Annotated in this window: 15 protein-coding genes; 6 read left to right on the forward strand and 9 right to left on the reverse strand. The window is 40.7% G+C overall.

Features of this window, described 5'->3' with window-relative positions; translation table 11 throughout:
• Positions 1 to 19 precede the first annotated feature (19 nt).
• Together ESA94_RS02085 and ESA94_RS02090 are read left to right on the forward strand one after the other, a co-directional pair.
• Positions 20 to 532: a GNAT family N-acetyltransferase gene (locus ESA94_RS02085; protein WP_129129198.1), complete on the forward strand. Its 513-nt coding sequence runs from the start codon at positions 20 to 22 to the stop codon at positions 530 to 532.
• Between the two features lie 33 nt (positions 533 to 565).
• Positions 566 to 823 carry an acyl-CoA-binding protein gene (locus tag ESA94_RS02090; protein WP_129129199.1) on the forward strand — a complete coding sequence of 86 codons (258 nt, stop codon included), beginning with the start codon at positions 566 to 568 and terminating at the stop codon, positions 821 to 823.
• A 1-nt stretch (position 824) separates the two neighbouring features.
• Here the strand turns inward: ESA94_RS02090 and ESA94_RS02095 are convergent, their stop codons facing one another.
• Both ESA94_RS02095 and ESA94_RS02100 read right to left on the reverse strand, forming a co-directional pair.
• Positions 825 to 1991 carry a glycosyltransferase gene (locus ESA94_RS02095; RefSeq protein WP_129129200.1) on the reverse strand — a complete coding sequence of 389 codons (1167 nt, stop codon included), beginning with the start codon at positions 1989 to 1991 and terminating at the stop codon, positions 825 to 827.
• Entirely contained in the window at positions 1988 to 3310 is a 1323-nt protein-coding gene (locus ESA94_RS02100) for a lipopolysaccharide biosynthesis protein (protein WP_129129201.1), read from the reverse strand. The genes ESA94_RS02095 and ESA94_RS02100 overlap by 4 nt, the downstream gene beginning before the upstream one ends.
• 124 nt (positions 3311 to 3434) lie before the next feature.
• On the opposite strand from ESA94_RS02100, the gene ESA94_RS02105 reads away from it, so the two are divergent.
• The gene (locus ESA94_RS02105) at positions 3435 to 4409 is read left to right on the forward strand and encodes an ion channel (RefSeq protein WP_129129202.1); all 975 of its coding nucleotides are present in this window, start codon (positions 3435 to 3437) and stop codon (positions 4407 to 4409) included.
• A gap of 1 nt (position 4410) precedes the next feature.
• Complete coding sequence (locus tag ESA94_RS02110) at positions 4411 to 5385, forward strand: L-threonylcarbamoyladenylate synthase (RefSeq protein ID WP_129129203.1); 975 nt, start codon at positions 4411 to 4413, stop codon at positions 5383 to 5385.
• 151 nt (positions 5386 to 5536) lie between these two features.
• On the opposite strand, the gene ESA94_RS02115 is transcribed toward ESA94_RS02110, so the two are convergent.
• From ESA94_RS02115 to ESA94_RS02145, 7 genes are all read right to left on the reverse strand, one after another.
• Positions 5537 to 7435: a monovalent cation:proton antiporter-2 (CPA2) family protein gene (locus ESA94_RS02115; protein WP_129129204.1), complete on the reverse strand. Its 1899-nt coding sequence runs from the start codon at positions 7433 to 7435 to the stop codon at positions 5537 to 5539.
• Between the two features lie 3 nt (positions 7436 to 7438).
• Positions 7439 to 8047 carry an NAD(P)H-dependent oxidoreductase gene (locus ESA94_RS02120; RefSeq protein ID WP_129129205.1) on the reverse strand — a complete coding sequence of 203 codons (609 nt, stop codon included), beginning with the start codon at positions 8045 to 8047 and terminating at the stop codon, positions 7439 to 7441.
• 127 nt (positions 8048 to 8174) lie between these two features.
• Entirely contained in the window at positions 8175 to 8645 is a 471-nt protein-coding gene (locus tag ESA94_RS02125) for a hemerythrin domain-containing protein (RefSeq protein ID WP_129129206.1), read from the reverse strand.
• A 6-nt stretch (positions 8646 to 8651) separates the two neighbouring features.
• On the reverse strand, positions 8652 to 9413 hold the full coding sequence (gene tpiA / locus ESA94_RS02130; RefSeq protein ID WP_129129207.1) for a triose-phosphate isomerase: 762 nt from the start codon (positions 9411 to 9413) through the stop codon (positions 8652 to 8654).
• An 18-nt stretch (positions 9414 to 9431) separates the two neighbouring features.
• Positions 9432 to 10601, reverse strand: a complete 1170-nt coding sequence (locus ESA94_RS02135) for a putative sugar nucleotidyl transferase (protein ID WP_164972604.1) — start codon at positions 10599 to 10601, stop codon at positions 9432 to 9434.
• A gap of 102 nt (positions 10602 to 10703) precedes the next feature.
• Positions 10704 to 11981 (reverse strand): fasciclin domain-containing protein, encoded by a 1278-nt coding sequence (locus ESA94_RS02140; protein ID WP_129129209.1) that lies wholly within the window; start codon positions 11979 to 11981, stop codon positions 10704 to 10706.
• A gap of 22 nt (positions 11982 to 12003) precedes the next feature.
• Positions 12004 to 14703, reverse strand: coding sequence for a TonB-dependent receptor (locus tag ESA94_RS02145; RefSeq protein ID WP_129129210.1), 2700 nt, complete (start codon positions 14701 to 14703; stop codon positions 12004 to 12006).
• 143 nt (positions 14704 to 14846) lie between these two features.
• On the opposite strand from ESA94_RS02145, the gene ESA94_RS02150 reads away from it, so the two are divergent.
• Positions 14847 to 15770: a phosphoribosylaminoimidazolesuccinocarboxamide synthase gene (locus ESA94_RS02150; RefSeq protein ID WP_129129211.1), complete on the forward strand. Its 924-nt coding sequence runs from the start codon at positions 14847 to 14849 to the stop codon at positions 15768 to 15770.
• Positions 15771 to 15777: 7 nt separating this feature from the next.
• A complete protein-coding gene (locus ESA94_RS02155; RefSeq protein WP_129129212.1) occupies positions 15778 to 16215 on the forward strand; it encodes an ABA4-like family protein in 438 nt (145 codons plus the stop codon).
• Positions 16216 to 16277: the final 62 nt, after the last annotated feature.

A 16277-nucleotide genomic window follows, 5' to 3' on the forward strand; every position in this document is an offset into this window, starting at 1 on the left:
AACTTTTTAAACTACATGTATGATTGCACAAGCTGTTAAAGAAGATATTCCGCAACTTGTTGATTTACTCAACAGTGCCTACCGTGGTGAACGTTCGCAAAAAGGCTGGACTACAGAATCGCATTTAATTGCAGGCGATGTACGAACCGACGAAACGGACGTACTAAAAGTGCTGCAACAACCAGGCAGTATCATTTTAAAATATACAAACGATGCAGGTGAAATTATCGGCACGGTTAACCTGCAGCAACACGACCGGGGACTGTATCTTGGAATGTTTGCCGTTGACCCCAACCTGCAAGGCGGTGGCATCGGCAAACAATTATTAAAAGCAGCTGATGAATATGCAAAAAAAATTGGAAGTGTAACAATCTATATGTCGGTGATTTCTGTACGAAAAGAGCTGATTGATTGGTACAAACGCCACGGATATGCCGAAACAGGTGAGCGCAAACCATTTGTGCAAGACGATCTTACAGGCGCACATTTACAACAGTTAGAATTTCTGATTCTGGAAAAACAGATTCACTGATAATTCGCTTATTTTCGTTAAAATTTACAACTTATGGATTTGCATCAACAATTTGAACAGGCAGTGGCTGAAAGCAAAACACTTAGTGAGCGACCAAGCAACGACACATTACTCCTCCTCTATTCTTTATACAAACAAGGCAGCGAAGGCGATGTAAATGTAGAAGCTCCTTCGAACCCATTTGATTTTGTTGCAAAAGCAAAATACGAAGCTTGGGATGCATTAAAAGGTAAAAGCAAAGAAGCTGCAATGCAGGAATACATTGAGCTGATTTCAAAACTGAAAGCTTAATTTATTTTTTCTTAAGCACCTGTTTATACCAGTTGCTGATTTGTTCACCAATAATTTGAGGGCCGAATTCTTTTTCTGCAGCTGCAGCAATTTCCTGTTGATTGTATTGAACTTTTCCTGAAAGAAATTCGTTCATTGCATTAGCCAATGCTTTTGTATCGCCGGGAGCAATTAAAACGCCATTCGATGCATTCAGCAATTCTGCAATACCACCAACATTTGATGCTATAACAGGCAAACCACAACACAATGCTTCGTTTATAACGCATGGAAGATTTTCGTAGTTGCTGAAATGCAGTAATGCATCTGCAGAACGCATTGCATCTGCAACCTGGTTATAAGGTAGAGCGCCTTTCCAGCAGATGTTTTCATTTAATCCGAGCTCGTTTGCCAGTTGCAGATTTTCTTTTGATGGCGGCCCAACAAACCACATCTCCCAACTTGTTGTTTGCTGTTGCAAAATTGCCAACGCCTGTAAAATACCGCTTACATTTTTTAGCGGATGCATCATTGACACATGAATAAAACGCTTTCGTTCATTCATATGCTGCTGCGGATAAAACCTTGTTGTATCCACAACATTGCGGATAAGTTTTGTTTGTTGAATATCGAATAAGGATTGCAACCGTTTGATTAACCAGTTGGAAACAGAACTTACTGCTGCAGCCTGCTTAAATGTTTGTTTGGTTACAAAACGGAAATAACGGTTACGGCTAAAATAGTTTTCGGGAATATGTTCAAAATATGCAGAGCTATGCTCAGTAACAACAAAGGGAACATTGTATTTCTGGTGCATCAACACCGCCGTTAGTCCGGCTTTTACCGGCACGTGCACATGCACAAGATCGGGCTTGCCGTTTGCTGCAATGTATTGTTCTATCTGCTGCTTATAAAAAGATTGATACCGTTTATTAAACGCATATACATTGAAAAATTCAAATCCTGTATCGGGTAATGGAAGAAAATAAATGGATGCGTTCAGGTTCGAACTCTTTCGCTCTTCTTTTTTTATTGAAGTAGTTCCTTTTAATAAATGCTTATTCTGCACCACATGTATTACATCAACCTGTTGATATAGCGTCACTGCCTTTGCATGCCGTTCAATAAAATCGCCATCGAACTCATCGGCCGAATTTGGATACCAGCTGCATAACCACAATATTTTCATGCTTCATCGGTTTTTGAAGGTGAAAATTTTTCTTTCAGCAAACCCATTAACAGGTGTGCATCTGTTTTTTTGAATAAAAGAAAATCGATAAAGCGGCTGTTATATTCTTTTGCATGTGCCAGCAACATATAACTCATGTAACAGATATAACCAATACTGCTTACTACCGCTGCACCTGCAATACCATACACAGGAATAACCAGCCAATCGCCAATAACAATAACCGTAAGTGCCACAATATTTCCGGTTAAGTTTACACGTAATACTTTTTTTCCACTATAGTAAGCTGCCAGCAAATGAATTACTGAATACGAAAGAATGGCGGGGATCAGTAAGATAAACGGCAGATACATTTTCTGAAATGTAGGGCCGAATACAAAGGGGAACAACCAAAAACCTGTCAACAATAAAAACAAACAGGCAAGAGAATAAAAAAGGATCAATCCACGTGAAAGCAGTTGCATTTTTCTATTCATCTCTTCTTTACGTCCCGATGCTGTCATTGGAAAAACTACCCCTGCAAGAATTGATGGAACAATAAAAAACAATTGCGCCAGTTTACACGCCTGTATGTAATTACCAAGATCAGAATCGTTAGCAACAAATTTATTTACAAACCAGTAATCGATCCTGTACATTAAAAAGGTCATGGAATTGGTTACAACAGCAATAAGCGCAAACGATATAAACGGCTTTATCAACTCAACAGGTATCTTCTTTATTTCACTCCACCTAAAATAGCGAAAGAAAAAAAACAGCATCAGCAAAAAACCCTGCATAAAAAAACCAAAGAAGTACAACTGCACATAGCCCGCATCAGATAAAAAACCGCTGGCCCATTCGTTATTCGGCACCAACACAATCAGCAAAAGATTTACTGCTACCAACAAAAGATTCGGCAATACAAAATCCATTTTTGCATAAAACAATGCAACAAAAAAAGTAATCAGCAGATTACCGGTTAAAAATGAAGCAGCAGAAAAATGAAACCCTGCCAAATGCAATAGCCCTTCTTTTGGAACAGGTAAAGAATTTATCACAAACCAACAGGGCAGCATGATCAGCAATGTCCACCCTACTGCTATTAATGCCAGCTGCGTTTCGTTAAGTTTTTTTTGCGACAGATAATAACCCATCGGTGCTTCCAGACAAAAACTAATGATGATCAGTGTAAACGCCAGCAGATTTATTACATAATACATCTGTCCACTGCCTTCCGACTGAAAATGCCTTGCAACAAGAATGTTGAGCAACATTACCGACAGAAAATAAAATCCACGCCATAAAATACTCTTGGAAAGTGCAGTTGCAAGTTTCATGTTCGCCTCAGTCAGTTTCAAATATAGAGCGATTAGCCTGTACAACAAACAATATTTAGCGGCAGCAACAGCCGCAACAAGCCCGCAAACCTTTCATTTCTGTAGTTTTACAGATATTTGAATTATGACATCAACCAAGAGCCGGCTTAACCGCCTTGCAAAAGAGAATAAAGAAACGGGCCTGAATGTAAACAGCAGGCAAAGTGGCGGTCGTTTCTTTCAAAAAGATGGCCGACCCAATGTGCGTTTCAGAGGAGTCTCCTATATGCAGCGGTTCAGCGTGTATCAATACATGTTAAAGCTGCCAACCTGGAAGTTTATTTTATTTATTGCTTGTGCGTACATGATCGTAAACCTGCTTTTTGCCTGCATCTATTTTTTTGTAGGTGTTCATCATTTGGGCGGCATGGAAGAAATTACTGTGCTGGGAAAATTCTGGGAAGCATTCTTCTTTAGCACCCAAACACTTTCCACCGTTGGTTATGGTCATGTATTCCCCGATTCATTAACATCTAACAGTATTGCAGCATTTGAATCGTTTACAGGTATTTTGATGCTTGCATTAGCAACAGGTCTTATTTACGGACGGTTTTCGCAACCCAAACCCTATCTCAAATACAGCAGCATTGCTTTGTTTGCTCCTTTTAAAGATGGTTATGCATTAATGTTTCGCTTTGCACCTTTTAAACAGCATTTTTTAACTGATGTTGAAGTAAAAGTTACTTGTGTTATGCGTTATACCGAAAACGAAACGGAACGAAAAAACGCATTTTACAGTCTCGATCTGGAACTGTCGAAAGCAAACTCGCTTGCAAGTAACTGGACGATTGTACATACAATAAATGAAAACAGTCCGCTTTACCAATTAACAAGAAAAGAAATTGCAGATGCAGAAACAGAAATACTTGTTTATGTAAAGGGATATGATGAAGAGTATGCAAACATTGTTGTAAGCAGAAGTTCGTACAGCTTCGAAGAGTTTATATACGGGGCTAAGTTTGATATGATGTATGAACCAAGTGAGGATAAAACCACTACGCTTCTGCACATGGATAAGATCGATAGTTATCACGAAGAAAAATTACCGGTGAATATTTAAGATGAATACAGAAACTGGAATTGATATTACTGCAGCAGCAAACTATTTAAAAGCCGGCGAACTGGTTGCCATACCAACAGAAACGGTGTATGGTCTTGCTGCGAATGCGTTGAATGAAGATGCTGTTTTAAAAATTTACGCAGCAAAGAACCGGCCGCAATTTAACCCGCTGATTATGCATGTGGCTTCGTTTAAACAAGCCAAGCGGTTTATTAAAGATATTTCTGCGGAAGCAGAACAACTGGCTGCTGCATTCTGGCCCGGCCCGTTAACCATGCTGTTCAACAAAGAACAACTTGTTCCCGATCTAGTAACTGCCGGGAGCAAACGTGTTGCAATACGTGTACCTAATCATCCCCTAACGATACAGCTGCTTTCGCAACTTGATTTTCCTGTTGCTGCGCCAAGTGCAAATCCATCGGGCTATGTTAGTCCAACAACAGCACGGCATGTGTACGAAGGTTTGCACGATAAAATTCCTTACATACTCGATGGCGGCGCCTGCAATGTTGGTGTTGAATCAACGATTGTTGGATGGAATGAAAACGATGAACTTGAATTATATCGTTTAGGTGGTGTTGCTGTTGAAGAAATTGAAAAAGTGACCGGCAAAAAAATCAAGCATCATAAAAAGATTACCGACAACCCGAATGCACCCGGGCAGTTGAAAAGTCATTACGCTACAAATACGCCGTTGTATTTAGGAAACATCAACGAACTGTTGCCGCAATTTGCAGGCAAGAAAATAGTGCTCATTAATTTTAAAGAGCAGCATACTGCAATTGCAAAAGAGCAGCAATTTGTTTTATCGGTGAATGCTGATGCTGGCGAAGCTGCAAAAAATCTTTTCCGTGCATTGCGTGAAGCAGACCAGCTGCAAGCCGATGTTATACTTGCAGAATTATTACCCGACGAAGGTTTGGGAAGAGCTGTTAACGACAGATTGGAACGGGCACAGCATAGCATGAAGGGATGAAACGGTGGTAGTGCTGAGCGAAGTCGAGATTGGCGTTTAGCTCATCCTGTTCTCCCAATCCCTTTCAATCATTTCTCTTTGTAACACGCTTCAACCCTTTCCACGGAGGGGATAAACAGCTTGCAGCTTCAAACTATAAACATCAAATTCATCATTCATCCTTTTTCACTTTTTCATCTGCAATCAAACTGTCTTCATCCCAGCCCTGGTCTTTTTCCAGATGCAGTTGTTTGATATCTGCTTTAATAATTTCTTCCAGTTCTTCAATATATTCTCTCGATTGATTGATGTATTCTTTTTCGTTATCCCTGATCTTAGACAGGTCTTTCAACTTCTGTTCGTCGTACCGTAAAAACGTACGTGCAGCACGTTGAGCAGTATATGCACGAAAGCCCAACAGCTTCATTGCATCAACACCCATGCGCAACGACGTATCAATTGTTTCTCTGTAAATATGAAGAATCCCTGCATTCATCTGATCGTAGGTATCTTCTCTTGTACTGCTGCGCACAAGCATCTGCAGATCGGGAAAATGCTTTTTAATGGTTTCGATCATCTGCAAACGTTTTTCTGCATCATCAACTGCAATAATGATCATTTTTGCTTCAGCTGCACCTGCTGCCAATAAAATATCGTAACGACTGGCATCACCGTAATACACTTTAAAACCCATCTTACGCAAAAACTCTACACGGTTACTGTCAATATCCAACACCGTTGTTTTAATACCATGTGCACGAAGAAAACGGCCGATGGTATTTCCGAAATGGCCAAAGCCTGCAATGATCACCGGATTTTTCTCATTAACTGTATCCGCTTCTTTTTCAGCTATTGTTGATGACAACCGTTTATCAACAAACGGCAACACAATTTTTTCATTTAGAAAAAAAGCAATGGGTGTAAGCGCCATACTAATGGCAACAACCGCCATCAATATTTCTACATAACCACGTTCAACAATTCCTTCGGTTAATGAAAAGCTCAACAATACAAACGCAAACTCTCCCACCTGCGATAAGGAAGATGAGAAAATAATATTCTGATCGACACGCAGCTTAAATGCTTTACCCAACGAAAGCAATACAATTGCCTTTACCAACATCAATGCAAACACCAACCCGAAAATGAGTAAGGGCTTTTCAAATATTAAATTGAAGTTGATGGATGCACCAACAGCAATAAAAAACAACCCAAGCAACAATCCCTTAAATGGTTCGATGTCGCTTTCCAATTCGTGTTTGTATTCACTGTTGGCCAATACCACACCGCTTAGAAAAGTTCCCAGTGCAGGACTTAATCCTACTGTTGACATGAGCACTGCAATACCAACCACCAACAGCAATGCAGTTGCGGTAAACATTTCACGCAACTGTGTAGAAGCAACCAAACGAAACAAAGGCGGAATTAAATAGCGACCACCGATAATTATAAACGCAACAGCACCCGATACAATCAATGCACGCATCCAGCCACCATGTCCTTCAATCCATGCTTCTGCTTCATTGCCTGCAGTTTCAGTACTTAATCCTGCAATAGCAAGTAAGGGAAACAATGCCAGCATGGGAATTACTGCTATATCCTGGAAAAGCAAAACAGCAAATGCACTTCGTCCCGCAGTAGTGCGATTAATTCCTTTCTCTGCAAGTGTTTGCAATACCAATGCAGTTGAACTGAGAGCTAATGCCATACCGATTGCCAATGATGATTGCCATGGTAATTTTAAAAAATAAGCAATGCCCGAAATAATAACAGAAGTTATAAGTACCTGCAATCCGCCCAGGCCAAGAATTGCTTTACGTAATTTCCAAAGCAATGCAGGCTCCAGTTCAAGACCAATAAGAAACAACATCATCACAACACCAAACTCTGCAGAATGCATCAGGTCGTGCCCTTCGTTACCAATGATCTGCAATACTGCAGGACCAATTAAAATACCTGCAAGTAAATAACCAAGCACCGAGCCTAGTCCAAAACGTTTTGCAAGCGGCACCATAATTACAGCCGCACCGAGATAAACCATTACCTGAAAAAGCACCGTATTACTATCCATCGGTTATGATTGTATTGCGTTAGGAATAGGAACAAGATCGTTCATGTAAATACAACTGTCGATCTCCGGTTTACTGATGCGATCCTGCGAAAGCGCCAGCAACATTTGCTCGTACTGCAATGCATGCAGATCCATATCGGTTTCGGTTAAACGATGTGTGCCATGTATTACAAACGGCGGCAGGTATTCGATACCGCAGAGATAAGCTGTTTGTTTAAAAGGAAGCAGGTAATCGGTTAATGCAAACTTATTCCGGCCCGTTTTGCTGTACGACTTTTTTGAACCACCTGCAGAAATTGCATTCATAAACTTTTTACCTGCAAGTGCACGCCCTTCGCTGCCGTAAGCCCAGCCATGTTCCAACACAAGATCCTGCCATTGTTTAATAATAGCGGGTGAATTGTACCAGTAAAACGGATGTTGAAATATTATTACATCGTGTTGCAGCAGCAGGCGTTGTTCGTAAAGCACATCTATATCAAAATCGGGATAACGTTCATACAGATCGTGAAAACGTATGCCCGCCGACTTAGGTATATGCTCCACCAAGCGTTGATGCACCCTCGATTTCTCCATTGCAGGATGCGCAAACAGAATAAGAACTTTCGCCATACAAACAGTTTTAAGAAATACAGTAAAACTGTACAGCTACAGGCAGCAATTGCAGACGGACAGACACATCATCTACATGCAATGCTGTGTAACTGCAAGCCCTGTTACAGTTGTAAGATACGAAAACTTATTCCCAGAATTTTATTGGATAGTCGGAGCAGGCAGAAGCAGTTAACACACCAAGCGATTTTTCCAATGCTGCAAAATGCTCTTCAAGAATATGCTCCTGAATGTATGCAAACAACTCCCGTTCTTCGAAACGGATATGCTGTTCAAGCTGAGTATAGAATGAAGTGATTAATTCTTCAGAAGTTTCGCCATTGCGTACAGCATCGATCATGCGGCGCATTGTATGATGCTCTGCTTTCATTTGCTCGTACATGGGCATCAAATCGGGTAAATGTAGAAAGTGCGGATGCAGGTAAACTTCTTCTTTAATAAAATGTGTACGTAATTCGTTTTCCCAGCAATGCACAATAAAGCTGCTCAATACATCAACTGCAGCTTTCTTTTCAATACCTTTTTTTAAAAGCAGAACAGCCATTAAACCATTATGATGCTGATGTGATAGTTTCTGTAACTGTTCTGCTCTTTTCATTATATCTTACTTCAACGATTGAATAATCTGTACAAATTCATCAGCTTTTAAAGATGCTCCGCCTACAAGTCCGCCATCAACATCGGGCTGACCAAAAATTTCTTTTGCATTAGAACCTTTAACACTGCCGCCGTACAAAATTGAAATCTCATTTGCAACATCTGTGCCGTATTGAGCAGCCAATACACTACGCAGGTGCGCATGCATTTCCTGTGCCTGTTCAGAAGTTGCGGTTTTACCTGTACCAATAGCCCAAATTGGTTCGTACGCAATAATTACTTTTTTTAGATCGTCTGCACTTAAATGAAACAAACTTTCTTTTAACTGGTTGCCTACATATTCATTTTGTGTTCCGGCTTCACGAATGCTTAACGCTTCTCCGCAACAAAAAATTGGTGTAAGACCTGCACCTAAAACAACATTTACTTTTTCAGCAAGCATTTCGTTGCTCTCATTAAAATATTCACGGCGCTCACTGTGGCCCAATACCACATAACCAACTTCAATCGACTTCAACATCTCTACAGATGTTTCGCCTGTGTAAGCACCTGATGTTTTTGTATAACAGTTTTGTGCAGCAACACCTGTGTTTGCTTTACCTTTCAATTTATCTGCAACCATTGTTAAATAAGGAAACGGAACTGCAAATACCGCATATTGATCTGCCGATAATTCATGCGGCGTATTAATGATTCCTGTAATTAACTCTTCAGCCTGTTGATAAGTAAGATTCATCTTCCAGTTGGCTGCTGCTACCTGTTTACGCATTTTCTTTTTGTTTTAAAATTATAGTTGGCCGTAAAGATATTCCACTACGGACTTATCGGCGTTAGTAAGCGTTTTATTTTTCATCTGCATCCAGTTTTCAATATCGCTAAGGGCTTTTTCAAAAATGTATTTTTCGCCTGTACGTATATCCCAGGTAAAATCTTTTACAAATTTTGGCGATAATCCATCATTCAGAATATGACTGCAAATACCGGCAACCATGCCTGTGGTCAGCGATGCATTGATAGATACTTTTGAATAGTCGCCCAGCATTACACCGCACTTATTACCGGCAGCTATCCATTTGCGTAGAGGCTGGTTCCATATTTTTACAGTTCCTGCTGTGTTTTTTACATTGGAGCAGGATGCTCCTGCGCCGATATTACACCAGGAGCCGATGACAGCATCGCCAAGATAACCATCGTGTGCTTTGTTCGAATAATCGAAGAACACCGCATTTTTAATTTCACCACCAACAGTACATTTCCGTCCAACAGAAGTAGCTCCGTAAATTTTGCTGCCCATTTTTACTACAGCTTCATCTAATGCTGCAAATGGTCCACGTATCATTGTGCCTTCCATAAGCAAGGCATGTTTACCAATATAAATTGGTCCGGACGAAGCATTAAGATGGCAATATTCCACTTCTGCTCCTTCTTCTATAAAAATCTGTTCAGGATTAATTACGGTATTGGTTGATGATAGTGTTGCAGATTTTCCGGTTCGTTTTATAAAATCAAAATCCATCCGCAGCAATGCATCGTTCATGCGCACAAGATCGAAAGGATAAGCAAGCAGGTTTACAGCAGATTCAGTTGTTTGCTTTTTAAAAGAAGCCAGCTGCTCTTCTTCTATCGGAAAAGACAATGCATTGCTGCAACAAACAGCTACCAACACATCGCCTTTGTACAATGCTGTTTCTTTTGCAAGTTTTATTACTTCATTAAAAAGTTCGGTTGAAAAAACAATAGATGCATTGATGTAAAGAAAATCATCGTTATTTATTTCCTGCGCCGGCAAGTGCTGTTGTAAATAGGCTTCAGTTAACAGCGAAACATCTTTTCCCAATACAGCACTCCATCGTTCCTGCATGGTAAAAATGCCACTGCGTAATGTTGCCAATGGTCTTATTAACGAAAAAGGATATAACTGAGTCCTGACTGACGTATCAAACAAAACGATCTGCATACGCAAACATTTTACATTCTTGTAAAAGTAAACGAATAGCATTTACATACGCACAAAAAAACGGCACCGTAATGGTGCCGTTTAATTATCTGAACAGAGTGCTTATTGTGGCAATAGCACCTGGTTAATTTTAAAGAAGTTGCCGTTTACAGCATTACGATCTACTAACGGAATTGAAGCAGATGCAGGAGCAGCGGTTGCCGCAGTTGCATTTGCTGCGCCTTTAACAGAAAGTCCAACACCCAAACCCGATGAGAGTGTTGATGAAATTGCCAAACCCGGATGCGAAGGAATAGCACTGTTAAGCAAGGTTGGGTAATTAGCCGCAGTAGAACCAAAGTTCACTGAATATGCACGTTGGCCCATAAAATGATAAACAACAATACCTCTTACTACCTGTGCAGTTAACACACCGTACAAAGCTGCATTACTGAAAACTGTAGGGCTGCCAACCAATGCTGTTGTAGCAGCAGGTGCGTTGGCATCGGCATACGCTTTGGCCGCAGCATCGGCAGTAGCCGCATCGGCACCGCCTGCAATTTGTGCATCATATACTGCTTTATACATTTGCCCCCACACAATAGGATATGCTTTTGCATACAATACTGCCTGGAATGCAGCATTCGTTGGAGCAAATACAGTAAGGTTAGCAAAAGGCTGACCTAATGCATACTGCAAACTTGGAGATGCGGTTGTTACTAAACCCGAATCGGCACGAACAACTGCTGCCATAAAATAACTGAAATCAGTATCACGGCTTAGTGTATCGAGCAACACACGTGTTGGCGGAGCAACCACTGCTGCTACACGATGCACCACACCATTCGAACCCGTCATAATATCTGCAGACACAACCGGGATGTTATTTGCCCATGCAGTTGTTCCTCTTTTTGATGGGAAGATCGACATCTTAATGGGAATTGCTGTTGTTGGAATTGAAGCAATAAAAGCAGTAGTGGTGATATTCAGTTTCGATTTCTTTTCCACGTTAGGAAATGCTTCCGGTATTTGCGCAAATAAAATATTTTCTGCCGGGATGATATGATAGTTTATTGCTGCTGTAAGATCTGCAAGCGGAATTGCAGCAACAGTTGTAGATGTAATACCTGCTGTAGCCATTGCCGTATTATCTGGAGCAAATACAGTAAACTTTGCATTAGCCACATCAAGCTCTGCAGAAATACCGGTACGCACCAACGCCGCAACAAAAACAGAATAGTTTGTATTTGCTGCCAGTTTTTTGTAAACAGTATTTGCTACATCGCCTTCGCTGTAGGCAGTGTACGGAACAGGTTCGTATAATTTATTACATGCACCCAACGTTGCCAACGATGCGGCAATTACAGTAAGGCGGCTTGTTTTTAAGAATTTATTCAACATGGTATATTCTTTAATGATTTAATTAATAAATGTTATAACCGATACTTACATAGTACAATGCACCAATTGCAGGATTGCCGGGAGCCTGTACATAATATTGGTTAAGAATATTGCTGCCGCCTAATTTGAAAATGTATTTGTTTGATGGCAATTTGTAGCTTACCTGCGCATCAAGTGTATTGATCTGAGGAACTTCACCATTAATGAAATCGCTTTCAAAACGGTAACTGCTCATCCATTTATAAACAATGCTGAATGCATATGCTTTTCTTGCACCAAAACCAGTGTTCGAAACTTTTACGTTGGTCTTATATTTCGGTGTATTGAAACCTGCCTGGAATCCTGCAGGAACATCTGTCAACTCATCGCTGGCAAAGTTAACACCAACCAAAAAGTTTGCAGGCAAACGGTAATCGAGGCTGATACCGTAACCAAAACTCTTCACTTTATTTTCTGTGTTGTAAGGAATAGAGAACTTACGGTTTGTTGCAGTCTGGAAAACAAGACGACGTGTAAGGAAGTCCTGGTATTGACCATAATAACCGTACACATCAATCAATAGTTTGTTTGCTATTAAACCTTTGTAACCTGCTTCAAACGATGTTACGGATTCGGGTTTTAAATCAACAACCGTTACCTTATTTGTAGTAACCACATCGTTTTGAATTGCATAAACCGGGCTGCCGTTAAGGTTATAGAACGATCTGAAGGCAGGAACACCGCCAATCAGCTGGTAATCGTTACCCACAAACAAGTTGATCCATTGCATTTGTGTACTTGGGAACCGGTAAGCTGTTTGGTAAGACAAACGCAGATTGTTGTTTGGCGATAAACGAATAAGTGCTGTTGCACGTGGTGTAAAACGACCGGCAAAATTTTGGTTCTTATCGTAACGGCCGCTCACTGTTAAACGAACTTTTTCTTTAAACAACTCTTTTGCTATTTGTAAGAAAGCGCCAAACTCATTAATACCAATCGGGCCGGTACTGTCTGCAAACAAAGTACCTTGAGAATTTAATACGTAGCGTTTGTAGTTAGCACCAACAAGTACATCAGCAAAACCTTTTGTTACATCAGAAAGGTTGTATTGTCCTTCTGCGGCATACAAATCGGTTTTATCGAGGAAACGACCACCGCCTAAAGGAGCACCTGCGGTTGGTTTACCAATAGGAACACCTTTAATAAAGTTGAACTGCTGATTGAACTGTGCACTTCCGGCAGCCGGACGGTTTCTGTCTGCAAAAGCACGGGCTGCAATATGCGCCTGCTGATCGTTTAATCCACCGGAAACACGGCCATTCATATAAGCTGCAATATACTCGGGCAACCAAACCTGTGTTGGTTTCCACAACTCGTTAAAATAAGAAGTTGTTGCAGTAAGGTTGTAAGAATTACCCGAGTTTTCCTGTGTGGTGTAAGCACGCACCAACCAGTTCTTACTGTTTATTTCAAACTTAGCCTGCCCCATTTTCAGGTCTTGCAAGCTATAACGGTCGCTACCTGTATAAACAGTATTACCTGTGCCCCAGTATCCGCTAAGGATAGCTTCGGTGTTGCTGTTTATTTTATAGTTTAACGATCCGCCTAATTTAAAGTTTACTGTATTAGGATCAATCAATTCTTTTTCAGTATATCCTGTTCTTGATACAGGCATTGTTGCAGGTAAGGTTGCAATAATTGCAGCGTAACCCGGAATTGCAGCAAAATTGTTGATGATCGGCCGGATATCCCGTGCAATTTCATCGCCATAAACATTTATACCATTATAAGCAGCATCGGTAACACGATCGCCACCTTTAGGTAAGCCGGTTGCTTTATCGTAGTTACGGTAATCGGCCGCAACCCAATCTTTTGCCTGGATGATTTCTGATGTGATTTTAAACGCAAAACGATCTGTTACTTTCTGTGCCCAGCGAAGTGTCCAGTTGGTATAGCCTGATAAATCACGGAAACGGTTATCGGTATGCATGATCCCCTGCTTCACCTGGAATGACAAGCCTTGGTATTTAAATGGATTTTTGCTGTTGATGAGCAATGTACCATTCATACCACCCGGACCATATAATGCAGAAGATGCACCGGGTAATAATTCCATATTATCTACATCGAGTTCAGACAAACCAATAATACCACCAACAGAAAAGTTTAAACCGGGAGCCTGGTTATCCATACCATCAACGATCTGGTTAAAACGTACATTACCGCTACCAAGAAAGCCTCTGGTTGTTGGTGTTTTAAATGTAAGTGATGATGCAAGTACATCTACACCTTTAAAGTTTGTAATTACATCATAATAAGAAGCAACCGGCGCATTTTGAATGGTAGTTGCACTTACACGCTCAATAGAAACCGGCGATTCAAGAATGCGGGTTGCAACCCTTGTTGCAGATACCACAATTTCCTGGCCGAGTGAGCTGGCAGTGGCTAATGTAACATCTACAGATGCTGAAGCCGATGTTACAGTTACTTCCTTCGTTTCGAAACCGATAGAAGAAACAACCAATGTAACAGGTAAGGATGGAACCGTTAAGCTAAATTCGCCTTTATCGCTTGTATACACACCTGTTGAAGTTCCTTTAACGGTAACCGAAACAGCGGGTATCGTTTCACCTGACGCAGCACTCTTAACAGACCCTTTTATTGAAATAGATTGGGCAAATAATGAGAAGGAGTAAACGCAGGATACTAACAGCAATAACAATGCACGCAATTTTTTTGGCATAGTCAGTCGTTTTTGGTTTATGTAAAGAGCAAAATAAAGATTGTTAGTTTAATACAAAAATTTTCTTTCCACCAGTTATGTACCCATTTGGCACTTTTCTTTTTAAAACTTGGCAAACACTTCAGGGCGTTTTACTTTAGCACATGAATATGTATCAATTTCCCGATCAAACGAATTATTACAAAGGAAAGGTGCGTGATGTTTACAGCATTGGCGCAAATTTATTGGTAATGGTGGCCAGCAACCGAATTTCTGCGTTCGACGTTATTTTACCTGAGCCTATTCCTTATAAAGGACAAGTACTAAATCAAATAGCTGCATACATGCTTAATGCCACAACGGATATTTGTCCTAACTGGCTGTTGGCCGTGCCTGCACCCAATGCCAGTATTGGTAAAAGATGTAATCCATTTAAAATTGAAATGGTTGTGCGTGGTAACCTTGTGGGGCATGCATGGCGTACGTATGCTGCCGGCAAACGTGAGCTTTGCGGCGCTGCTATGCCCGATGGATTAAAGGAAAACGATTACTTCCCAACCCCCATCATTACCCCATCTACAAAAGCCGAAGCAGGACACGATGAGGACATTTCACCCACAGAAATTGTTGCCCAGGGTATTTGCACGGAAGCAGAATGGCAACAGTTAAGCGCTTATGCGTTACAACTTTTTGCAAGAGGTAAAGAAATAGCAGCAAAGCAAGGTTTGATTTTGGTTGATACGAAATACGAGTTTGGAAAAATCGACGACAGCATTTACCTGATGGATGAAATTCATACCCCCGACTCTTCCCGTTATTTTTATGCAGATGGTTTTGAAGAACGCCAGCAAAGCGGCGAACGTCAGAAACAATTAAGCAAGGAGTTTGTACGTGAATGGCTCATCGAAAATAACTTTATGGGCAAAGAAGGACAAACTGTTCCGCACATGAGTGCAGAATGGGTAAACACCATCAGTAAACGATATATTGAGCTCTACGAAAAAGTTATTGGGGAACCATTTGTGCCAGAAGATTTAAGTGAGGAAGAAACACAACAACGCATTATTACTGCACTTCAAACTCTATAATCTGTATATGTCGCCCGATACCATATTCCATCTAAGCAACATTATTGCGTTGCTTGGATGGATTTTTCTTATCGTCATCAGTCCGTTCTGGTTTTCGTTTGATAAACCGTTGATCGGAATTGTTCTTGCACTTTTTGTGTTAACTTATTTCTGGCTGCTTGCACAGAACTTTAAGTTCAGTGATATGGAAAAGTTCAACACGCTCGATGGCGTAATGGAACTTTTTACCAACCGTATAGCTGTAACAACTGCATGGCTTCATTTTCTTGCATTTGATCTGCTGGCCGGCATCTGGATAAAGAAGAATGCAATTAAACATGGCATTAAACACTGGGTACTTCTACCCTGCTTCTTCTTTACGTTTATGATTGGGCCGGTTGGTGTATTGCTGTATCTGCTCATTCGCACCATCCATACAAAACAATACTTTGCAGATAACTATTAACGTTCGGGTTATTCTTATCTGCTCGTTTGGCATTGCATAGCAATCAACTCAGCTTTTAAACC

The sequence above is a fragment of the Lacibacter luteus genome (genome assembly GCF_004118265.1).
GTDB lineage: Bacteria > Bacteroidota > Bacteroidia > Chitinophagales > Chitinophagaceae > Lacibacter > Lacibacter luteus.